General features: G+C 55.5%; 19 protein-coding genes and 1 pseudogene. 11 read left to right on the forward strand and 9 right to left on the reverse strand.

The annotated features are described in order from the left end of the window. Positions 1-94 precede the first annotated feature (94 nt). The 7 genes from Q363_RS08360 to Q363_RS08390 all read left to right on the forward strand — a co-directional run bounded on the left by Q363_RS08360 (position 95) and on the right by Q363_RS08390 (position 7,083). A complete protein-coding gene (locus tag Q363_RS08360) occupies positions 95-874 on the forward strand; it encodes a DUF1223 domain-containing protein (RefSeq protein ID WP_035349301.1) in 780 nt (259 codons plus the stop codon). 177 nt (positions 875-1,051) lie between these two features. Then, entirely contained in the window at positions 1,052-1,342 is a 291-nt protein-coding gene (locus Q363_RS08365) for a hypothetical protein (RefSeq protein ID WP_035349302.1), read from the forward strand. A gap of 80 nt (positions 1,343-1,422) precedes the next feature. Further along, on the forward strand, positions 1,423-2,304 hold the full coding sequence (bufB, locus tag Q363_RS08370) for an MNIO family bufferin maturase (RefSeq protein ID WP_035349304.1): 882 nt from the start codon (positions 1,423-1,425) through the stop codon (positions 2,302-2,304). Further along, complete coding sequence (locus Q363_RS08375) at positions 2,301-3,203, forward strand: HvfC/BufC N-terminal domain-containing protein (protein ID WP_035349305.1); 903 nt, start codon at positions 2,301-2,303, stop codon at positions 3,201-3,203. Before bufB ends, Q363_RS08375 begins: the two co-directional genes overlap by 4 nt. A 509-nt stretch (positions 3,204-3,712) precedes the next feature. After that, positions 3,713-4,291, forward strand: a complete 579-nt coding sequence (locus Q363_RS08380) for a peroxiredoxin family protein (protein WP_064742615.1) — start codon at positions 3,713-3,715, stop codon at positions 4,289-4,291. A 63-nt stretch (positions 4,292-4,354) separates the two neighbouring features. Then, positions 4,355-6,424, forward strand: a complete 2,070-nt coding sequence (locus Q363_RS08385; protein WP_035349306.1) for a protein-disulfide reductase DsbD family protein — start codon at positions 4,355-4,357, stop codon at positions 6,422-6,424. A gap of 11 nt (positions 6,425-6,435) precedes the next feature. Further along, positions 6,436-7,083 carry an HD domain-containing protein gene (locus Q363_RS08390; protein ID WP_245632115.1) on the forward strand — a complete coding sequence of 216 codons (648 nt, stop codon included), beginning with the start codon at positions 6,436-6,438 and terminating at the stop codon, positions 7,081-7,083. Positions 7,084-7,218: 135 nt separating this feature from the next. Here the strand turns inward: Q363_RS08390 and Q363_RS08395 are convergent, their stop codons facing one another. The 6 genes from Q363_RS08395 to Q363_RS08420 all read right to left on the reverse strand — a co-directional run bounded on the left by Q363_RS08395 (position 7,219) and on the right by Q363_RS08420 (position 14,429). After that, the gene (locus Q363_RS08395; protein WP_035349307.1) at positions 7,219-7,515 is read right to left on the reverse strand and encodes a putative quinol monooxygenase; all 297 of its coding nucleotides are present in this window, start codon (positions 7,513-7,515) and stop codon (positions 7,219-7,221) included. A gap of 472 nt (positions 7,516-7,987) precedes the next feature. After that, positions 7,988-9,406 (reverse strand): DUF7482 domain-containing protein, encoded by a 1,419-nt coding sequence (locus Q363_RS08400; RefSeq protein WP_157466633.1) that lies wholly within the window; start codon positions 9,404-9,406, stop codon positions 7,988-7,990. A gap of 853 nt (positions 9,407-10,259) precedes the next feature. After that, the gene (locus tag Q363_RS08405) at positions 10,260-11,336 is read right to left on the reverse strand and encodes a carbon-nitrogen hydrolase family protein (protein WP_211256138.1); all 1,077 of its coding nucleotides are present in this window, start codon (positions 11,334-11,336) and stop codon (positions 10,260-10,262) included. Between the two features lie 165 nt (positions 11,337-11,501). Continuing rightward, positions 11,502-11,762, reverse strand: coding sequence for a hypothetical protein (locus tag Q363_RS42695; protein WP_157466635.1), 261 nt, complete (start codon positions 11,760-11,762; stop codon positions 11,502-11,504). A 1,122-nt stretch (positions 11,763-12,884) separates the two neighbouring features. Continuing rightward, positions 12,885-13,391, reverse strand: coding sequence for a peroxiredoxin-like family protein (locus Q363_RS08415; RefSeq protein ID WP_211256139.1), 507 nt, complete (start codon positions 13,389-13,391; stop codon positions 12,885-12,887). A gap of 216 nt (positions 13,392-13,607) precedes the next feature. After that, on the reverse strand, positions 13,608-14,429 hold the full coding sequence (locus Q363_RS08420; RefSeq protein WP_157466637.1) for a gluzincin family metallopeptidase: 822 nt from the start codon (positions 14,427-14,429) through the stop codon (positions 13,608-13,610). 385 nt (positions 14,430-14,814) lie between these two features. Here Q363_RS08420 and Q363_RS08425 point away from each other — a divergent pair, with 385 nt between their 5' ends. The 3 genes from Q363_RS08425 to Q363_RS08435 all read left to right on the forward strand — a co-directional run bounded on the left by Q363_RS08425 (position 14,815) and on the right by Q363_RS08435 (position 16,911). Beyond that, the gene (locus tag Q363_RS08425) at positions 14,815-15,228 is read left to right on the forward strand and encodes a hypothetical protein (RefSeq protein WP_245632111.1); all 414 of its coding nucleotides are present in this window, start codon (positions 14,815-14,817) and stop codon (positions 15,226-15,228) included. Between the two features lie 58 nt (positions 15,229-15,286). Beyond that, positions 15,287-16,003, forward strand: a complete 717-nt coding sequence (locus Q363_RS08430) for a haloacid dehalogenase type II (RefSeq protein WP_245632112.1) — start codon at positions 15,287-15,289, stop codon at positions 16,001-16,003. Positions 16,004-16,179: 176 nt separating this feature from the next. Further along, a complete protein-coding gene (locus Q363_RS08435) occupies positions 16,180-16,911 on the forward strand; it encodes an SDR family NAD(P)-dependent oxidoreductase (RefSeq protein ID WP_035349313.1) in 732 nt (243 codons plus the stop codon). An 899-nt stretch (positions 16,912-17,810) separates the two neighbouring features. Here the strand turns inward: Q363_RS08435 and Q363_RS08440 are convergent. Then, entirely contained in the window at positions 17,811-21,200 is a 3,390-nt protein-coding gene (locus Q363_RS08440) for a TonB-dependent receptor (RefSeq protein ID WP_245632113.1), read from the reverse strand. 348 nt (positions 21,201-21,548) lie between these two features. Then, positions 21,549-21,740, reverse strand: a complete 192-nt coding sequence (locus tag Q363_RS08445) for a hypothetical protein (protein ID WP_211256140.1) — start codon at positions 21,738-21,740, stop codon at positions 21,549-21,551. Between the two features lie 96 nt (positions 21,741-21,836). Here Q363_RS08445 and Q363_RS08450 point away from each other — a divergent pair. Continuing rightward, positions 21,837-22,304 (forward strand): annotated as a pseudogene (locus Q363_RS08450) (IS91 family transposase); the annotation flags it as partial. On the opposite strand, the gene Q363_RS40310 reads toward Q363_RS08450, so the two are convergent. Next, on the reverse strand, positions 22,301-22,621 hold a 321-nt coding region (locus tag Q363_RS40310; RefSeq protein WP_211256141.1), incomplete at its 5' end, for a MerR family transcriptional regulator. The pseudogene Q363_RS08450 and the gene Q363_RS40310 sit on opposite strands and share 4 nt — an antisense overlap.

A 22,621-nucleotide genomic window follows, 5' to 3' on the forward strand; every position in this document is an offset into this window, starting at 1 on the left:
GGTACGCTCCGGTTACAAACGATTTAAGAAGTTCTGGCTGTAACTCTTAAGCCAAACGCACGTCAGATGAACGCTGTCTGGCTGGAGGTTGATTATGCATTTTCGTGTTCTGCTCACCGCTTCGTGTGCTCTTCTCGTCACTCATGCGGTACCGTCTTCAGCGTTTGCCCAGGATGTATCCGCGAGCAAACCTGCTTCCGTCGCAATCGTAGAGCTGTTCACTTCTGAGGGATGTTCGAGTTGTCCGCCCGCCGATGCATTGCTGCGTCAGATCAATCTGAAGCAGACAAACGCCGGGCAGCTCATCGTCGGCATCAGTGAGCATGTCACCTATTGGAACAATCTGGGATGGCGAGATCCTTATTCTTTGCCGGTCTTCACGGAAAGGCAGAGTGTCTACGCATCCCGCCTGTCCGCGGAGGGCTCCTACACGCCGCAGATGGTATTGAACGGGCGGGATCAGTTCGTAGGGAGCGATGGCGGTGCTCTTGAGCGCGCGCTCCTCGACGACACAAAGCGGACACATTTTGATCTGCGGATCATAACCTCGACGCTTTCAGCGGATGGCGTCGATGTGAAGTTTTCCTTCTCAGGCCACACCTCCAAGCCCCTGGATGTTGTCGCAGTCCTCACCGATGACGCGGACCGCTCGAATGTCCTGCGGGGAGAAAACTCGGGCAGACTCCTGCAGCATGTCTCGGTCGCTCGATCTCTGACCAAGGTTGCCACGGTGGCAGGAGATGCCGAAAAGTCCATCCATTTATCGCTCCCGGAGGGCTTTCAAGTGACGGCCGGTCCGGGACACCACCTCGTCCTTTTCGTACAGGAAGCGCATCAGGGGACGATTCTGGGAGCTGCCACGGCATCCCTCTGAAGTATCCATGTCAAGATTCTTTTCTTCTCTTGTAACCAACCTTGCTTTCGCACCTCAAACAGGCGGCATGGGAAGAGCAGCCTCCCAGGTCGTAGATGACGCTCTTCCCGGCCTCCGGGTCATGACCCCAAACCTCCAGGTGGAAACACCTGGCCCAACCGAAGAAAGGAACTCTTCATGAAGACCAACACCGTAAGCAACCTCGCACTGGCCGCAGCTTTCGCGGGCCTCCTGGGCGGCACCGCTGTCCGTCTCAATGCTCAACCCCTCGCCGGCCACACGGGCATCTCAAGCGTCTCGCCGGCTATCACTGGTGTGATGGCTGAAGATGGCCAGAAGGCGCTCCCCAAGCATGCCTGCAAGGGACAGAACGACTGCAAGGGACAGGGCGGCGGCGACAAGAAGCATGCTGGCAAGAACGACTGCAAAGGACAAGGTGCCTGCGCGACCGACGGCTCCAAGCACTAATCTCGACCCGCGTGGGAGGCTTGTGTATGCAAGCATGAGCCTCCTGCCGATTACGCCGCCTCACCCGGATCGGAGCTTCTATGTCTGCCAATCGCTTCAACGGATATACCGACTGCGGAGTCGGTATTGGCCTGAGAGTTCCTCACTACGACCACATTCTCTCGAAGAAGCCGCTCGTGGACTGGTTTGAGATCATCTCGGAGAACTACATGGTCGACGGTGGGCGTCCGCTCAAGATTCTCGACCAGATCCTCGACCAGTATCGAGTGGTCCAACATGGGGTCTCCATGTACTTCGGTAGCGCACAGCCGTTGAACCGGGACCACCTCCGGCGCATCAAGGAGCTGACCAAGCGCACCAAGACTCCCTGGCTCTCCGATCATCTTTGCTGGGGCAGCGTGGACGGGCGCTATACCCACGACCTTCTGCCGCTGCCGTATACATTCGAGGCTGTGCGGGCGACAGCCGAACGGATTCGTATAGTGCAGGACTACCTCGAAATTCCTGTCGCTGTCGAAAACGTCAGCAGCTATGCGGCATATAACGACTCCCAAATGACCGAGTGGGAGTTTCTGAATGAGGTGGTCCATACCGCCGATTGCGGCATCCTGCTCGACGTTAATAACATCTACGTGTCGTCGCAGAACCATGAGTTCGATCCCATGGACTACGTCAACAGCATCCCGGCGGAGCGCGTCGCGCAGATCCACATCGCTGGCCATTCGAAGTTCGAGAAGTACATCCTCGACACGCACGATCACCCGGTTCTTGACCCTGTTTGGAAACTGTACGAGCGCGCCATCGAGCGTTCCGGACCGACAGCCACTCTGCTGGAGTGGGATGACAACATTCCCTCCTTCGACGAGGTACATGCCGAAGCGCTCAAGGCGAATCGCTTCCTCCTTGCGGCCGAGGTGGCGACGAGTAGCGGTGTTGAAGTTCTCGAGGAGGCCCATGTATGAACCTGCTTGAGCTTCAGCGTCGCATGGCAGAGGACGTGCGCCGGCCACTCACTGCCGATTACGAGATGCAAAGGACGACGGATGATGGCACTCCGACCTCAGACATTGCCGCAAGCTATATCAGCCCCAATAATCGGCTCACGTCATTCGAACGTCTGGAGATCTACAACCGCCAGTACTGGTTCCGCCTGATCACCGCAGTCTCTGAGGACTATCTGACGCTTAACGCTGTACTTGGCACGAAGCGATTCGATGCTCTGATCCTTGCTTATCTTGGTGAGCACCCATCGGCCTCATGGACCTTGCGCGACCTGGGTGCAAAGCTCCCAGCATTCCTGACAGCCCATCCGGAGTTCAGCGGTCGCCGCCATCGCCTTGCAGTCGACGTTGCAAATCTGGAGTTGGCGTATGTCGATGCGTTTGATGGAAAGCACCTCGATCCTTTGACGACGGAAGAGGCGCAGGTCATCGGACCGGACTCGCGGCTTTCCCTGCAACCGCACTTGCAACTTCTCGAACTAGCCTACCCGGTGGACAATCTGGTGTTGGCCGTGAAGAAGGAAACGCCCGAGGTCGACATCGTAAGCAGTGCAGCCATGCAACGCGATGCTCGAGATCGCGAGAAGATACCGCCGATAAAAAGAGAGGCAGTGTTTCTCGCTGTGCATCGCTACGATGACTCTGTCTACTACCGCCGACTGGAAAAAGAAACGTTCCTCTTGTTGAGAGGACTACGGGCAGGCGCGTCCGTTGCGGTGGCCGTTTCTCAGGCCTTTGCGAAATCGAAGCTGACACCGGACGCACAGGCCACTCTGTTGCAGGAGAGCTTCGCGCATGCTTCGCAACTCGGATGGCTATGCCCACTAGCCAACATGGAACTGCCAGACCTAGTGATGTAGGCCGGGAAGGAAGCGTTCATGTCCAAAGAGCAAGATCGTGGAGCGTGAATGTATCTCGCGCATACGGGCTCTTGCGAGTCACCCTTGGACTGAACATCTGACTGCATGGAGTCGTACGCTGGATAAAGGGCCTTCACAGTTTCCCGAATCGCTGGTTCCTATGTTCGCGAAGACCCCTCTGCCGCCATGGAGCGTGTATGACTTCTTATACGTCCTTCCGATCTTTGAAGCCCTTGTGGGTGGGGCCGTTCTGTTTGGGCTGGAGACTCGACGCGCGTTGCGCGCGGCTCGATCCTCATGCTGATCCCATGTTTGGATCGGCGTTGCGCGAAGGCTGGCCAACCGTAAGCATTCAACTGGCGTAATCCGTGGTCTATTGCATTCTGATCGCCGGGGTGCAGTTCGATGGCTTTGGGATCGACCGTCTGAAAAGATCTTCTCCCTAAGCAAATCCTGTAACCATTTCGGAGTTCCTTTGTCTCATGAGCATCTTGGTAAGGAGTGCCCGTATGCAGGTCTATAGCTTCAATCGATTTCATAAGCTGTTTCGCGTCTTCGTGGCTCTATCGGCAGTGTTCTTCGGAACAGCTTTGTTAGCCGAGACCCCCGCTGTCGGGGCCAAGGCCCCCGACTTTACCCTTTCGACCCCTACGGGCAAAACCGTACAGATGTCCAAGGAACTGCATGGGCACGATTTGGTACTGGTTGTGCTACGAGGTTTCCCCGGCTATCAGTGCCCGTACTGCGTCAAACAGGTTCACGATTTCGTGGATCATGCAGCCGACTTTGCGGCGAAGAACGTAAAGGTTCTCCTTGTCTACCCCGGACCTCCCGCGGACCTGGATCAGCACGCCAAAGACTTTCTTGCGAAGCAGTCGGAGTTGCCCTCCAACATCGTTCTGGTTACCGATCCGGATTACACGATGACCAATTCGTACGGCCTACGTTGGGATGCCCCGCATGAGACGGCCTATCCGTCGACGTTCATTCTCGACAAAAATCAGACAGTTCTTTTCGAGAAGATCAGTCACAGTCACGGGGATCGCTTGTCCGCACAGGATGCCCTCGACCAGTTCGCGACGAAGTAGTCGCTCCTGGCTGCGTCCGGATTCCGGCGCAGCCTCTTTATTCTTCGTTCCCCAGGTCATGTCATGCGAACCCTCCGCTACCATCTTCTGTCGTTTCTCGCGCTTCTGATGCTGTCCGTATCCGCCGTTGCTCAGATCCATGAAGTGGGAACGGGGATTCCAGGACCAATTCAGGCTCCACATCTGACCGCCGAGTTGATCGCCGACTCTGGCACGATCTCGCCGGGCGGCACGAGTCATGTCGCACTGTCCTTGACGCTTGAGCCCGGCTGGCACGTCTACTGGGTCTATGCCGGCGACTCAGGCGAGGCTCCGAGCGTCGCGTGGTCCGCGCCGCAAGGAATCGTGCTGGGTCCGATGCAATATCCCGCGCCCTCCCGGCTTCCTCTCGGGCCGTTGATGGACTACGGATATGAGGGAACGGCAATCTTTCCCTTTAGCCTGACGGCATCGCAGCAACTCCCTCTCGGCACGACGTTGCTGAAAGCGCATGTGCAGTGGCTGGTGTGCCGGGAGATATGCCTCCCAGGCAAGGCTTTTCTTGGGCTGAATCTGAAGGTCGCACCGACTGCGCCTTCGGCAACGAATGCACTGATCGACGCGGCGCTTCATGCTGAGCCGCTTCCGTTGCCGAGTTCCGTCAAAGTTCACGTGATTGCCACCCGCAGCCTTCTCACAGTGGACGTCGAAACCGGCCACAGGGAGACAGCACTTGAATACTATCCTCTCGACGACGACTCGATTCGTAACGCAGCTGAGCAGAAGGTCGAGCCCACCCCGCAAGGGGCGAAGCTCGTCACTGAACGTGCGGAGACCTCGGACACCCTTCCCAAGCAGATCAAAGGACTTCTGAAGCTGAGTGGAGGCCGATCTTATACCTTCGATGTTCCTGTCGGAGCACTCGTAGCGCAGACAGCCTCAAGCGGCGAGCCCGGACTCTTCTTCGCCATTGTTCTCGCATTCGCTGGTGGCATCATCCTGAATCTGATGCCATGTGTCTTCCCGGTACTCTTCTTGAAGGCTCTCTCGCTGGTCAACAGCGCAAACGAAAGCACCTCGCGGCAGCGGCGTCATGGAATGGCCTATACAGCCGGGATACTTTTCTCTTTCTGGGTCATCGTCGCCGTCCTGTTGACACTGCGCCTCGTCGGGAAGCAAGCGGGCTGGGGCTTCCAGCTTCAGTCCCCAGGCTTTGTCGTCGCCATGACCTTCCTGCTTTTCTTTATGGGACTCTCGCTGGCCGGGATGTTCGATCTTGGCCTGACACTGACAAGCGCCGGAGACAGCCTCACGCGCAAGGATGGCTACACCGGTTCCTTCTTTACCGGAGTACTGGCCACCATCGTTGCGACTCCCTGCACAGCGCCGCTCATGGGAGCGGCGATTGGCTTCGCCCTCTCTCAGAGTGCGATTGTGACGTTTACGGTATTCACGGCCCTCGCGCTCGGTCTGGCCGTGCCGTACCTGCTTCTGACCCTTGTGCCCGGCTGGGCGAACAAGCTGCCGCGGCCTGGCCGCTGGATGGAGACGTTGAAACAGCTCACCGCCATCCCTCTCTTTTTGACGACAGTTTGGCTTATCTGGGTATACGGACGCTTGAGTGGAGGCGCGCCGGGCGATAGCTCTGACCATATCGCCCGCCTGCTGGTTGGGCTCGTCGTCCTCGCGATCGCAGGCTGGATTCTTGCGCGTTGGCCCGCGCGCCGATGGGCCTACCTCGCGGCACTACTCATCGCGGCTGCGGGTTTCGCCGTTCCACTTTCAGGCAGTCATTCTGACCAGCTGCAATGGGGGCCCTTTTCCAATGCAGCGCTCGCGGCGGCCCAGAGTCAGGGCAAGCCGGTCTTCGTTGACTTCACCGCGGCGTGGTGCCTTTCCTGCCAGGTCAATGAGAAGGCCGTGCTGCAGGACAAGAGCGTGGAGCAAGAGCTTCTTCGGCGACATTACGTTCTGCTACGCGCTGATTGGACTCGCTATGATCCGGAGATTACAAGCGCACTGAACAAAGTCGGTCGTAGCGGTGTCCCAACCTACGTCGTGTTCTCCGGCCACGCGGATGGCGATAGCCACGTTCTGCCGGAGCTGCTGACGCGGGGCATCGTGCTCGATGCCATTCGGCAAAACGGGACGTAGCAATAATCGTGATGGACTCACCGCATCCGGAAAGGCAGGGCCTCAACATGATCCAGGCAGGCAACACTGAGGGCATCTCCGACATCATTCGATTCGTCCTTGAGATCGACAAACTCAAGGGAGTCCTGCGTAAGGTCAAGCCTACGGGAGAAGACCGCTACGAAAACACCGCCGAACATAGCTGGCAGATCGCATTATTTGCACTCTCCCTCGAACAGGTCGTGGAGATATCAGTCGATGTCAACCGGGTGATTGCGATGCTTCTCGTGCATGATCTCGGGGAGATCGATGCAGGAGATAAATTCGTCTTCGCGCAGGATGGTTGGGAAGACCGCAAGGTTGTCGAGCTTCGCGCCGTCGAGCGAATCTGTGATATCGCCCCATTAAAGGTGGCCGATTGGCTGATCACGTTATGGAAAGAGTTCGATGGGGGCGGAACTTCGGAAGCCCGTTTCGCAAAAGCCATCGACCGATGCATGCCGGTCTTGCTGAATCTGAGCCATCAAGGCGGAAGCTGGCTGGAGAACGGTGTGACCTATGAGCGCGTCGTCGGACGAGTCGGCCCAGAGATCGAGAACGGCTGTCCTGAACTCTGGACCTACATGAAGGAGAAATTGGAAGAAGGTCGCCGCAAAGGATTCTTTGCGGCGACCTCGTAACGGTTTTACCGGCCCTTCACCCCTCGTCTTCGAAAAGTGCGTCGCGTGAGTGATCGTCGGCTCTGCGCGGATCGTCCCAAGTTCAAATGCTGCTTTATCGAACGCCCACTCTAGCCAAGGACTTAGATCTTTGATTCAGAGCTTTTCCGCGAGGATGTCGACCATCTGAATCTGCGGCGCAGAGACGAATAGCTCTTCGGCACGAGCAAAGAGAGCTTTTGCCACCTCACCGGTTACATGTGCATTACGTCCTTCGTCATCCTTGAAGGTGTCAAAGATGCCAAACGTCGCCGACCCAATCTTGAATGCGAACCAAGCCGTCGTGCCAACCTCAGCTGCTACGAGGGGAGTCGCCGAACTAAGAAATTGTTCGACGTCTTCCTCCTTACCTGTACGTGCCTGCAATGTCGCCAAAATACCAACTTTATTCATCTGATTTTTCCCTCGCGATTGGTTAAGCCGCGCGCCTCAGTTTCGGCGCGCAGGGTCGTTAGTTAGATCGCAATCGGTCGAGCGCGACCGAAATCGGGCAGACGCGAATCCGACCTCGACCGTTAGAGTTGAGATCCGGTAAAAGGTTACAGCGACCAATGCGACAACCACTCAATTGATGCGGGAAAGAGATGCACCGCTGGGATTAAGCTGTCATGAAACGTCTAGGATGTTGTTACATAGGACGGATGATGTCTCCCTTATGCGGAGAGAGCGTTTCCAGTCTCTTAGAAAAGTTACAGCGCTCATCTACTTTCTACTGGTGAATAACACGCCCTAAGCCGGTGTTCGAGCGCAAATCTAACCTCTTAAGGGATCAAGATGCCTGGTCACAAGTGCCATTAAAAAGAGGGGGTTGTTCAAACCCAACGATGTCGCGTTTGAACAACCCCACAAGGAACAGTCCTGTTGATTAATCCAATCTTTGGACGATTGGGCAATTGATGGAGAAGCCAGAACTGCCGAACGGTGCTCCGCCTGGACCGGTCAACAGACCATCCTGGACGAAGGTCAATATCTGAAACTCCTCGCGAAGTTGACCCCGGTATCCCTGGTTGATAGCGTCCTGAGTCCACTCGTAAAGGTTGGCATCCCACGCCGGGCTGTAGTCCAGTGCGATCGTGGGAATACCGCCGAGTGTGTTGTTTGGCCTGAATCCATCCGCGAAGTCTGCAGAAAGACCCTGGCGCAGAGGGTTGTTGCAGCTTCCGGCCTCCGGACCGTTCGTTGCAATAAAGATGCGCTCGATCGGGCTGAAGGCACCGTCGTCGTGGCCCAAAAGAAGGTTAGCCATCAAAGGTGCGTAGGTGTTGTGTTCGATCGCCGCCGCCAGAGGGATGCTTGCGTCCATGGAGATGTACCAAACGGGTCTGCCGAAGCTGAAGCCGTTAACCAGGTTCAGCGTCACCGTCATCTTGACTGTATCGATGGCAGCCACCGCATCGTGGACCTTCGAATAATCAACATTTCCGTTGGGGAAATTGATCTCATTCTCGTCGACATTGTATGCAATCATTGGAGCGTTATAGACCACGTTGCCAGCATTCGTGATGGTTACAAACGGACTATAGTTCTTGTCTCCAATTTCCCCCGGAGCGAACGACTTCGGCGGAAATTCCTGTCCAGCGGGCCCCGGCACGATGTTCCGTTGGGGACTGAAATCCACAGTTCCTGCATCGAAGACAATGTTTCCGTTTGCATCGAGTGTGCCGGTTCTGGCAGCATTCTCCGCGAACCCCAGCTTGGCCGAAAAGTTCAGCCCGAGTTCGTTGGCGATTCCCTGGTCGGAAACGTCTGTGAGAATGTACCAAACGGTTTTGCCCCTAACAGTACCTTTGTAAAGCGGCAGGGTGATAGTCCCGTTCAAAGCATCGACCGTGCCTGAGTTCAAGAGTTGAACAGGTCCGACTAAGCTCGGATTAACGGTGGATGGAGGTGGCCCAAAGTATGACAGACCAACAGCGGCGCCGGTAGAGGCGGGCGCAGGGAATAGATTACATCCAGGCCCAGGGCTCTGTCGTGCAGTTCCGCCAAAGCCCTGCTCCGAGTTGAAGCCAGTCGAAGCGCCAGTGCCCGACGTAGTGGCAGGTGTCGTTGCCGGAGTCGTTGCCACTGGACGTTTTGCATTGCTGTGCACGGCCAGCACCTCAGGAGACACGGGTGGCTTAGCTGCCGCAGTTTTTTGCGCGAAGGCCGTTGATGGTACGAGACCACTCATCATCGTCGCACTGGCCAAGATGAGTAGCTTGCTGGAGGAGAATAAGCGCGACCGCAGAGCGGCCACATTCAGGTCATTCCCGAGAGGGAAAGACATACGAGGATTGGTAGCCATTGTTGGACTCCTTCGATTTGAGAGGCTTACACGATGAGGTGTTGAGTGAGTGAATGTCTCTACGCCTAAATCGTGTGCCAGTGAGAATGACGGGCGCCTGAATAGTTACAATAAATCCGCTCATATTCGCACTTTTTATACTTTCACTAAGCCGACTCTGAGAGGTGTAGTCCAATCAGCAAGACAGTTGTAACTTATCTGGAGTTAAAATCTCTAATAACGGGGACGTGTGCTAAACATGCGACTACCAACCTTATTAGCGGCACACTCATCATTCGAGGACGCCTCTCGACATGCGCTTGTTTGGGACATTGGCAGCGGCATCACTTATTAAATGACCGATGTTCGTTTCCAGAGGTGTTGAGCGCAACACCCAACTATCCGGTCATCTCCACAAGCCCCCGGCGCCAAAGTGCAAACCATCACGATCGAATCTAGATTGGCTTGTGACCTGAAGGAATGGTCGGGCTTCACGAGATTGCCTGACAGTAAGAATGAACGGAGTGACGAAAGCTACAACAATAGCTGAAAAAGTGTCTAACGCAGATCACACATGATATTTTCCGCGATGTGCTTCCGTCTGCTGCGTGCGGAGCGCCCAATCTTAATTGGCTAAAGCGTACTCACCCTTGCGGGATTACTGCCGACCGGAGCATCGTGGAGAGTTTGCCTGTTGACGTACGTCGCGGTCATCACAAAGAAGAAGCCTCCACCCCGCTAATCTGGAAGTACGCGTAACCTTCGCATCGAAGAATTATTTGGCGGCGAAGAAGTCGCTCGCGTATGCGGAGCCGTGCAGCAGCAAAGGATATGAACGCTTGTTGTCGATGTTTCCTGAGCATCAGCCCGTGAGTTACTCTGACGGGCTGATCTCCGAATGTGAGAAGCGAAAGACATCGGGACGAGCGTAGTGACCTGTCACGTCAAGAGCCATACTTTCCCGGTCAATCTTCGCGAGATCCAAATCTGCGATGATGAGATCCTCGCGATCGAAAACAGGCTCCACAACGTAGGTCGAGTCGGGCGCAATGATACAACTTCCTCCGCGTTCTACCCATTTGTCTGTGACCTCATGAGGCAGTTGGCGCGGAACTTCGGCGGCAGGCATCATGAGACCAACGGACATCACGAAGCATCGGCCTTCGAAGGCATAGTGACGACTCGCGAGCTGTGCCATCTCGTTCACGGTAGGCCAAACAGCGACATGTATGTGTTCTCCAGCCTGGTGCATAGCCATTCGCGCCAGGGGCATCCAATGCTCCCAGCAAATCAGTCCCCCTACACGTGCTTGACCGATATCAACTGACTTCAGCCCGCGGCCATCACCGGCCCCCCACACAAGACGTTCTGTGAATGTGGGTACGAGTTTGGGATGATGGTTTGCCAGGCGTCCATCGGGTGAAAACGTAAGAAGGCTGTTATAGAGCGTCTTAGCACCAGGTCCCCGCTCAATCCGTTCATTGATCCCGATGACAACGCCCATCTGGAGGTCGCGTGCAATTTCCGACAACTGAGCGACTTCGGGGCCATCGATGGAGATACTGTTCTCTCGAAGTTCGGCAAAGATCTCTTTCGTCGGCGCGTGATTCCAAAGCGCGGCGCCGGGGCAGATGTCGAGCCAAACGGGATATCCAGGAATCCAGGTCTCACCGAACGCAATGAAACTGGCTCCCTGGCCGGAGGCCCTTCGAATGAGTTCGAGAGCCTTTTCGAGGCTTGCGCTCTTGTTGTGATATACAGGTCCCGCTTGGGCGATCGCAACACGAATTACAGAAGAAGAATTCATTGTCACAATTTCACCAGGATGTAACATTAGACCTCGCGACCGAAGTAAGGTGTCCCAGCCAATGGGGCACGAGGAATCCGGCGCCGCGTCCAGTGTATCGGAGATAGAGAGCGCGCTGCCCTCTGGCGGGATGAACTTACTCATTTGTGAGCGGTGCCTGTAACCTTCAAGGCGCTTCTGCTTCTAATGGTCAGTGTGACCCCTCGCAGGAAATAACATCTATGGGCTCAAATCGGCTGATCGACTTCCATCAAGGACGCATTCGAGGCGAGTCAAACGATGTGGTTCGCACAACCAACGAAGGAGACATTACGTGAACAAAAGTCGGAATACTAGCAACGTTGCAGGCCCGTCCCGGTAAAGAGGCAGATGTGGAGGAGTTCTTGTGGTCAACTGGGCCACTGGTAGAGGCAGAAACAGTGACAACAACGTGGTTCGCGTTTCAAAGTCGCGACCGCAACGTTTGGCATATTCGATACCTTCAGGGATGAGGATGGAAGAAACGCTCACTTCAAGGGTGAGATAGCCAAGGCACTCTTCGCGCGCGATGAAGAGTTGTTTGTCGTTCATCCATCCCGAAATCAAGCCCGCGGATATCGTTGCCGAGAAACTCTAGTTTCGAGACTCGATCCACAGTTTCCTAGGAGAGACACACTGAAGCCCTTCTCAGCTTCATAACTGCGCTGGCATACCTCTCGACGGAATGAAGCCAAGCGCGCTCTTGTCCATAAAGAAGGGCTGCCTTCGTGTGAGAAACAGACGCTCCTTCATGCAGTTCCGTGCCCAACGCAACAAAGCATCAAGCAAGCCACAGTCGCAAACAGTCACTCATCCGTCATCATAAAACGCAAGGAGGAAACGAAAACGAAAGTTCAAAACCCCATTCTGAAGGAAGTATCCGACCGAAAGGTATCTGAGATACGAGACAGGTTAACAATTACCGTTAGGGAGATCGCCCCGGAACAGCGATGGACCCTACACGGCCGATTGACGGACTACTCGGTAGCTGAAGTGCTTTCGAATTGGTATGCGTCTAAGGATCCGGAGTCAGTGGGCCGTCGCGTTATTGACCTCGACGGCGTTTCCGTCATTGATAGAAGTGGCGAGCGAGTTCTCTCAATGCTGATTCAGGATGGGGCCAGATTCGGTGGAATCTATGCAAAATATCTTCTTGTAGCTTTGCAGGAGCGCGCGGAATCGAACGCTCAACTCAATTGATCGCTGTCATGAGAGGCACGAGCGATTATGAGTCGACGCCACCAAAGTGTTCCAGCCATAGATGAATTTCGAGCACGTTTCCACTCCATTGGCTGCACACACCGCCGCTGAGCTTTAGCCGGCCGCATAAAGCCCATCAAACACCTCAAGCTCGTCCGGACAGTAACCTTCGTGGGCTCGAGATTCCAAAGCGCGGCGCTCGGACAGATGTCGAGCCAAACGGGATATCCGGGAACCTTCACATCACCCCCAGCGGCGATGGCAAGTATCTCTTCAACCTCCAGTCCGGGGCCGGAGTCATCGGCGTCTTCACCATCAATTTCCGATGGAACTCTGAACCAACTTGGAGACATCGAGGGACTTCCCACCAATGCCCGGCTTCAACGGAATTGCTGCTCTCTAACGGAATCCTTGTGACACTATGTGAAGTAGGACAGAGCACTTCGTGGAATAAGCTCGTCGGCTACTGAGAAGCTAAAAGATTTCGTCGATCCATTGGAGTGCTGTCTCGGGTGCCAACCGTTTCATATAATCCACCTCGACGTATGACCTGATGACCTCGCCAGCCTTTGAGACGAGAAATGCTGCAGGTACTGGCAGTTCATACCGACTGTCTCCGTTGTAGGCCGCAACGTCGACGCCGAAGAGGTCCTGAACTTGCTTCAAAGCCGGATCCATTTGAAAGACAATTCCGAACTGACGAGCAACGCCATTCCCTGAATCGGACAACACTTGAAACTTCAGATGGTGTTTTTCTTGCAGCGCTAAAGAATGATCCGGCGTCTGCGGGGAAATCGCGACGAGTGTTACTCCTCGATCCTGAAACGACTGCAACTGCTCCTGATACGCCTGAACCGTCAGGTTACAGAATGGGCACCATGTGCCTTGATAGAAGAGAATCAGTAGAGCCCCGGTTTGCCTAAGGTCTGAACTCTTCACCAGCTTTCCTGTCGCATCCGGTAGCTCGAAATCCAGGATCATCTGGCCCGGCTGAAGAGCACCTGTACGAGACCGGAGTCCATCAATCGTTGTGTTATCGCTTCAATCGTTGGGACAACGTGCGGCGGTGTCTTTTCTGCGACAGTCTGTCTTACCGCATTGAGTTCATTCCGAAGATTCATGGTGCTCCTTCGAGGCAAGTTGCCTTATCTGAAGGTTGGAGTCCGTCGAGTCGAGAAGGTTACATCGCCTGCTGGGTCATCGCTGCTTGGGCGGGCTTGTCATGGCCCTTCGAGTCGATACCAGAGGTGCGTTCGCATCCAGTTCGATCCCACGCGAACCGACTCGCACACCCAGCTGTTGCCAGAGTTGATCGAGGTCCACCACAATCGGGGCATCCTTCCATTTGCGATACAAGTCAACGAGAACGGTCGTCCCTGTCGCTCGATCACCGGTATCGAGAACTCGTGATAGCGGCCACTCTGTATCGATGGTGCCTTGTGCCGCCACGATCGCCTGAAGAGCGTCCTGCAACCCCTTGCGATTTCCCGTTGTTTTTCGGATCTGGACATCGGCGACCAGGCAGAACATGGCGCCGCCCCAATACGTGCGGCCCCATGTATGGGTCCGCTCTAGTCCCTTATCTCCTGGTCGCGGCTCCCCCTCAGGCATTCCCCGTACCATGCCAGCCCACACCTGTTCTACCGGAAGTTGATTCGCTTGAGCTCGGGCGATCGGCTCGACATACGTAGCGATTCCTTCTTCCAGCCAATGCGATTCGTCAGGGAGCGAAGACAGAGCCATATGGACCAATTCATGAGTGATCGTCCAATCTTCCTCCAGGTCTGCCTTGGTTACGGCAGAACCAAGACGCATGCGGGTAAGACCTTGCACACCCTGGACATCACCCCACGTCGTGCCGTGAATCGATTCGTCTTTGTCCTCGTTTTGGTTCACAATGACGCGGGCCCGCTGGACGGGAAACCTGCCGTAATAGACGGCTACAGCTTCCGTTGCCCGGCGCACCCATGCGACGATGTCCTCATTCCGAAGACTCCCTTGACCGATCCGGATATCCACCTGGATGACCGCTCCTCCGATTTGCAGTACCTGGCGGTAGGGCTCGTCTCGCCTGGGGGCGGCCATAGCCGAAATGTGTGATTGTGCTGGAAGAGGGGGATGCGCCGCTCCGTAAAGGAGACCCGATAGCAATAAGAGTCGCACCATGGTGATTGTTCAATAAACTTGTAACCTATCAGTCGGCCTGTGAGTCTCATAGACCGGAGTGTGTCGCCTATTAGAGCCCTACGCTGTTTTTCGGTTACAGCGAGGGCTCATAGAATCGAGATTCCGCCTTGCAACACCGGGCGATGTGACTTTTTATCATTCGGGGCATTGTATGCGTCTAAATTCAGTGGGTAGTGAACAAGCAATAGCCGACAGAGAAGATGAGCGCGAAGAGTCAGTGGATAAACCCGATAGCCGCGGTTGGCTTGTCAGTCTTACGAGTCTTGTGTTCATCGTCCTGCAAAGTGCCTGTTCCGTTGCGATGGCGATCAGCGGAATTCGTGTCCTGATAGGGCTCGGAGCACTTGCCGCCGTGACCGCGGGAGCACAAGTGCCCCCCGGCGGTCTTCACCGAGACGCGATCCGCATCCCGATGATGATCGTTGCGGTTGTGGGGTCGCTCATTAATCTTTATGTCATCTGGAGAATTCGTTCGCTAAGAAAACGCCCATCTGCTCAATGGAGGCAACAGGTCATCCCACGTAAGAAGATCTGGAGCGAGAATGCACAGGTCGCGATGGCTGTCGTTACTCTGGTTCTTGTAGCCGCAGAGCTCTTCTCTCACCTGTACATCTTCCGTTTCTTAAGATAGCGAACCTATATAGCGAAGGGGCGCATTCGGTGCGACGACTGAACTGCATCGAAGATGAATGAACTATGCCCCGAACAGGAACTGGAAGTCAATGGGCAATCCTTCCATCATTGTCTTCGACGTCAATGAAACCCTCATCGATATCGAATCAATCGGGCCATTTTTCGAGAGAAAATTCGGCGACCGGAAAGTACTTCGCGAATGGTTCAATCAGTTGATCCTGTATTCCAACGTGATCACTCTGTCTGGGTACTATGAAACATTCTTCACTCTTGGGCAGGGTGTCCTTGAGATGTTGGGAACCATCTACGGGGTCTCGATCCAACCAGCCGATCTCGAAGAGTTGAGGAGCAGCATGCTGTCGATGCCGGTGCACAAGGATGTCCCTGAAGGGCTCCTGCTTCTTAAAGAAGCAGGTTTTCGTTTGATGACATTGACGAACTCGCCGCCATCGGATGACGGCACGCCCCTGGAACGTACGGGGCTAGATCATTTCATCGAGCGCCAGTTCAGTGTCGACAGTGTACGCAGGTTTAAGCCTGCTCCCGAAGTTTACCTTCTCATCACCGAACTCCTGAACGTCCCACCCTCGGCGATCTGTCTCGTTGCTGCGCATATCTGGGATACCCTCGGTGCACAGAGCGTAGGCTTCTCCGCAGGATTTGTGGCAAGGACAGGAAATGCCGCATTACCGGTCAGTGGGCTTCCCAGACCTGACGTTATTGCTCCGGACCTTACACAGATGGCGCATCAGATGATTGCTCTGTGGCGTTGAGCCGCCCTGGAGATGCCGAACGAAAGCTCACTATCAAAGCGATATCTTGTAACCTTTCGCGAACCTGCGCCGTCCGATTGCTGCGATGCACCGCGTACACGACGGTCACTCGCGCCGACCGCTCATTATGATGAGCGATTCTGTTTTCAGCAGTTCCGATAAGAAGGAGAGTGGTCATGGGCAAGTTGGACGGTAAAGTGGCGGTAATCACCGGAGCAACTTCCGGAATGGCACTGGCGTCGGCAAAGCTGTTTGTCGAAGAGGGAGCGTACGTGTTCATCACGGGCCGGAGGCAAGAGAGCCTGGATGATGCGGTCAAAGCGATTGGACGGAATGTGACTGGAGTGCAGGCTGATTCGGCGAAGCTGGCTGATCTTGACCGGCTCTATGAGACGGTCAAGCGGGAGAAAGGCCATGTCGATGTAGTGTTTTCAAGCGCTGGTCATGGCGGTCGCGCGCCTTTGGGGGAGATCACAGAAGAGCAGTTCGACAACCTCTTTTCCCTGAACACCCGCGGCACACTCTTTACCGTGCAGAAAGCGCTGCCACTGATGAGAGACGGCGGATCGATCATTATGAACGGATCGATCGCTCACCTCAAAGGTATGCAAGGGCTGAGTGTCTATGCGGGAAGCAAGGCGGCGCTGCGGTCGTTCGCGCGATCGTGGGCGGTGGAACTCGCGGAGCGCAGGATTCGCGTGAACGTGCTCAGTCCGGGGCCGATCGCTACCAACGCTCTCACGAATCTTCCTGCAGAGGCGAAGGAGTACTTCCTGTCAGGAATTCCTCGCAAGGAACTGGGACACCCGGAAGAGATTGCAACGACGGCTCTCTTTCTTGCCTCCAACGACTCCAGCTTCGTGAACGGAAGCGAAATCTGCGTCGATGGCGGCATGGCGCAGATCTAACGTTCGAAGATGCGAAACACATTTGATCGAAACACCACAGCACTCGCGACATTACGCGGCATCGCAGGGATTTTTTCGTATTCTTCGGCGCAGAGCGACCTTCCTTGTACAGAACCTCCCATACGCCAGTATTGCGATCGATACATTTGCAACTATCGAGCAAGATGCTTGAAAGAATTGCCCCCGGCCCCGGAAGCGAAGCAGGCATTGGAACCTCAGAAATTTCCTGACGAAACCCAATCTCAAGAGAGCCGCTAGTGTCTTTGGTAGAAGAGGACGCGAAGGGCGCGGCCACAATGGATTTACCGCTAATGGGAGCTCCCTGAGCTATTCCTTGGGGGAACTCGACATTCTGGCGCGTAGCCGGCGAGCGAGGGCCGGAAGTCGGACGGGATGAGGCCTGGGAGAAACCAGCAAGGGTTTCTCCCAGCGCGATTTTTGCGCACGAACAAAATGAGGGGACGGCGAAGCGCCGCTCCCCTTAGCAGCTTTTGCTGTTGTCGTTGTTCTTCGCGGAGGGGCGTTGCGAGGAGGTAGACCGCCCCGCAGAGATTCTCTCTCGCTTGTCTAGGCTTTTCTTTTCTCTTTAGGGGTGTCCAGAGGGGATATTTATCTTTTTAGAGGGAGCGCAGCGAGATCATGAAAGCAAACGAACTGCTGATCTCAGCCACAGACCTTCCCTCGCAGAAGGCGGTTTCGCTTGCCGCCTGTGGGTCAATGAGGTCGCGGTAGGGACGATCATTTCTGATCGCCCACCTCAGGAGGTCATCAAGCCCAAGGTACGGCGCAAGCTGCCCACGGTCTGGAGCCGCGAAGAAGTCTGCGCTCTTCTCGATGCGGAGATGAACACCAACAGCATAAGACCAGCTTGGTTCCAGTGCTCGTTTGGAAAATAAGAGTCAGAAGAAGAAACGCGCAGACAGCTGCATCTGGCGATTCGGTTGCGTGCCCGTGATCTTGCCAAACCCGGACGAGGTGGCGAAGGTCGCGTTGGTTCCAACCGCAGTCACCGAGAGCGCACCACTGGGTGCCTGAAAGTTCGTATGGTTGATGACATTGAAGGCATCGACCCGGAACTGGAAGTTCAGTGCCTCATGTATCTTGAAGTCCTTGGAGACCGAGGCATCAAAGTCCACTTCGCCGGGTGCACGGTTAGAGTCGCGCGAAACGTTGCCGAAACCTGTAGCGACAATTCGCGTTCGCACTCCGTTAATCGTGTTGTAAACCGGACCGGATGCCGTCAGTGGGAAATTCGGATCGGTCTGCGGACTGTCGAAGTATTGCAGCGCTGCCCCGTTCAGGGTAGGCTTCGCCAGTTTGAGACGGCGGGGATCTCCGTTGGGGCGCTGCGACGAGCCCGGGATCTCATTGGTCTGCGTGATATTGACGGGCAAACCGGTGTGGCCGACGAAGACCGGCGAAATGTGCCAGTAACGTAGCCACCACGGACCGGGAGTCGTATAGACCATCGCGATGTTCAGCACATGCTTGGAGTCGATGTTGCTGACGGCGAAGTCATGAGTGAAGTTCGGACCAGCGACAGGGTATTGTGAATTTGCCGTTCCATTCGGAGCCGAGAAGTTGTAGATGCTGCTCGCATCATCCTCGCTCTTGGAATAGGTGTAGTTGGAGAGCACGGCAAGCCGGGTGTTGAACTGGCGGCGAACCGATACCTGCAATCCGTTGTAGTTGGAAGATCCAATGTTGCTGTTCACCGTGAACGATTTGAGATTCGGGAATTGCTGTGCATTTTGGGTTGCAACGTTAGAGTTGGCAAGTGTTACCGCATCCACCGACGAGAAAGGAACTTGATTCTGGTTCACGTTATAGGAGAGGTGGACAGCATGGTTCCCGATGTAGTTGACCTCCAGGGTAAGTAAGAGAGGCAGCTGACGCTGGAAGCCAACGTTCCACTGCTGGACCAGTGGCATATGGCTTTGGTCGTTGAACGAGATTTGGGGGCTGTACGGGTTAGCGGCGGAAGAACCAACTAAAGCAGCGTACGGGTTCTGCAGGTTCGGAGGAGGCGCAAGCGGCAGCCCCTGCGAAAGAGAGAACGGTTGGGCGACTGCCGTCCCCAGGTTGTTGGTGGTGATGGTATTGTCAAATCCCGGATAGGCGAGTTGACCGCCGAGGTTCTGGAAGATCGTGCCGTAGAAGGTGCCGAATGCCGCGCGGATGACGTTCTTATCGTTGATAGCGTATGCCAGGCCGATCCGCGGCGAAAAATCTGACTTCGGTGTGGAGATATTGAGCGAATGGGAGACGCCGTTGAGCCCAGCCGCCAACAAGGTTCCGGTATTAGGGTCGAAACGGCTGTAGATGTTGTTGGCGATCGTCAGTGGAGACTCGAACTCGTAGCGAATCCCCAGGTTGAGAGTTAGCTTAGGCGTAGCCCTCCAGTCATCCTGGGCGAAGACGCCGAAGTTATAGTTCCGCCTGCCGGTCGGGGGCTGGGCCTGTTCGTAGTTCGTAGTTTTGATCTTGCCGAGGAGGAAATCAGCAATTCCGGTGTTTGGATTCCCGGGGGCTCCGTGATTCGTAATCGTGCCGTCGAAAGCTATCGATCCCTCGGGGCTGGTGGCTGGGTTGTACGAATTGAACTGGTTCTTTCGAAGCGAAGCGCCGAACTTGAAGGTATGGGGCCCGTGGGTCTTCGTGACCGTGCCAAAAGGAGTGAAGGTGTTAGTGATATTAACCTGATTTGTATTGGTGTCCGCGCCGATGTTGCTGAACCCAGGGTTAGTGATTTGCGGTGTCTGATCCAGGGGCAGCGACGCGATACCGAGCTGCTGGCCAGCATTCAGGCCAGCGCCCGGGGGGTTGCGGAGCACGACGTTGCGGAAGAAGCCAATATTCAGATCCATCACCAGAGTAGGGCTCCACACACGTGTGTAGTCAACGGAAGGCAACCATGCGTTCGTGCAACTGCAATCGAAGGTTGTGTTCAGCAATGGACTGTTGTAGGTGACAGGTTGTGGCGACGTGTTGGTGTAGCGGTAAACGTTGAAGCTGAGTCTATCTTTGGGGGTTACGGCTTCATCGACGCGCACTACTATCTTTTGAACATGCCCCGTCAGGTTTTGCAGCGAGGTCCAGTTGCCGGTGTAGCGGTTGTTGACCTTATCGAAGGTACCAACAGTGTTCGGAAGAGGTAGCAACGCTAGAATCTTCGCAGCTGCGGGGTCGATGGGGCCAACCTGGTTGTTCGTAAATGCGGGCGAGTTGGTGCTGCCAGGCTGGAAGATTGGCTGCGGTGAGTTGGAGAGGTCACCCTTGCGCTGTGCGGCAGTAGGGACGGTCTCTGTCAAAAGCGTCGAGTTGGGGATGGCCGTGCGGTCGTAGTTAACGAAGAAGAATGTTTTGTCGTGTCCGTTGTAGAGATGAGGAATCCGAATCGGGCCACCGAAGGAACCACCTTCCTGGAAGAATCGATCGCGGTTGCGCGGCTGCACGGCCCCGGTTGTGGCATTGATGGTGTTCTTGTGGAAGTACTGGTTGGCATCAAACGCTTCATTACGTAGAAGGAAGTACAGATTGCCGTGATAGACGTTCGTACCGGAGATCGTATTCACCGAGATCACGGCGCCCGAGGTGCGGCCATACTCGGCGGGTGCATTGGTAGTCAGGACACGGAATTGGTCGACACCATCCGGCGAAGGCAGCGTGGCTGGTGTTCCGGTCGAGGCAACAATCGTCGAAACGCCATTGAGCAGCACCTCCGTGTTCAGAGTGCGGCTGCCGTTGATCGAGAGTTGCGAGGTCGATGGCTGATTACCGGCTCCCCCATGCACTACACCTGGGATGAACGCCAGCAGATTCTCCGTGGCGCGCTGCTGCAATGGAATGTTCTGAACCTGCTGCGGCGCAATCAGCGTCGAGACGTCAGATGTACTTCGATCAAGCTCCTCGCCCCTGGACTCAACCGTGACGACTTCCGTCGCCTCGCCAATCTGCATATTCACATCCACTGAGGCCACCTGCGCGACTGTCGCGACGAGGTTGTCGATCACCGCGTCCCTTAGACCCGGGGAGCTGACCGTTATTTTGTAGGTCCCGGGGATGACTTGGGGCGCGACGAATGCGCCCGCGGAATCGGTCTTCCCGTTGAAGACGGTCACGCCGGTGTTCTTGTTGAGGATGACGACGTGGGCGTCCGGAACCAGAGCGCCGGTAGAATCCAATACCTGTCCCCGAATAGTCGCGTTGGTGTTCTGCGCGTACGCCACACCTACGCCTGGAACGACGGACGGCAGCGTGCACCATACCGCAAGACCCAGTACTGCCACCGCCGCTGATCTCCGTTGAACACTACCTGCTTGATGTAGAACATGGCTGACTACCTGACTGAATTTCACGAGAAGGGGCCCTCACAGACTGTGGTATTCGCCTTTCTAAGGCCCACAACGCCGCTGTTATCCGGCCTTGTAGACATGTCGAGTAGAAGTTTCTACTCTCAAAAGCGTAGATCAGTTCAACAAGAGACAAACGATTGTCTAATCGAACATATTGCGACTCCTTCTTTGGCCTTTGTAAGTGCACTTGCTTCACATAAGAAGCCTACGCATGCTATTTGGTTACAGACATGGATATAGATTTTCCTCGTTTCTCTGGCTAGCCTTCTGAACACACCGCCGTTACTTCTGCCCGCTGTTTTTCCTGTCTTTGATATACCCATCTATCGAGAAGGGGCCAGAGCCACCCAGGACTAATGCAGCGAGGCAGGCGATGTACAGAAGGTCACATTCATAGCCCGGCGGTCCGAACTGGGCGCGGCCGTTCGTCACACTCATAATCTTGATCGAGCTGAATCCGTAGGGCAGATGCACGGTTGTCTACCTCCAGCTCTCACGGCGTCACCTCCATGCGGCCGTCAACCCGCTGGAGCAGATCACGTTTCGTGCAGGACAGCAGGGCAGGAAGCGATGAGCCGGCCGCCCTTCGAGGTGGCCGACATAATTCGCATCGCTGGTGACAGCTTCCGGCAACGGTACAACGCTTCGCTGACCTGGCCGCAACGCAAGGTGCTTGATGCGATCGTGCGCTGCCGTACCGCTGCGCTCGGCGGTCATCGCGATGCGTGCGCCGATTGCGGACATCAGGCCATCTCGTATAACTCCTGCCCCAAGTGCCAGACCGGTGCCCGCGATCAGTGGCTTCGGAAGCGCCAGCTGGAGCTGTTGTCTGTCGGCTATTACCACCTGGTCTTCAGCGTGCCGCATACGCTTGTGCCATTGATGTGGCAGAACAAGCGGCAGTTGTTTTCCTTGCTGTTCGAAACCAGTGCTGCCTCGCTACTCGAGGTTGCTGCCGATCCCAGGCATCTCGGCGCACAGCTTGGCTTCTTATCCATTCTGCACACCTGGGGACAGACGCTCACTCCGAACCCTCACTCATGATGCCTGGCATTATCATCTCCTTCATTTTCAGTAAACAAGGAAGGCGGATTTCCCGAACTACCCCCTTGCAGAACCAGCTTGCCTGTGCGGAGAAGCCTGTCGATAATGCTCCGAACTGTTTCGTTATTCAAATCCGCACGACGAATCTCCCAGGGAGCGCGAGGAGTGACCTGTTCACGCTTTAACAGGCCTGCCTCCACCAGCCGTTCGATGGTGCGATGACTCACTCTACATATCCGGGCAGCTTCGTTCAGGCTGACTGTCTCGGGATCGGGTAGCGCTCGCCTTTGACCGGTAATCGAATAGTTGCG

It is taken from the genome of Edaphobacter aggregans DSM 19364, from assembly GCF_000745965.1.
GTDB lineage: Bacteria > Acidobacteriota > Terriglobia > Terriglobales > Acidobacteriaceae > Edaphobacter > Edaphobacter aggregans.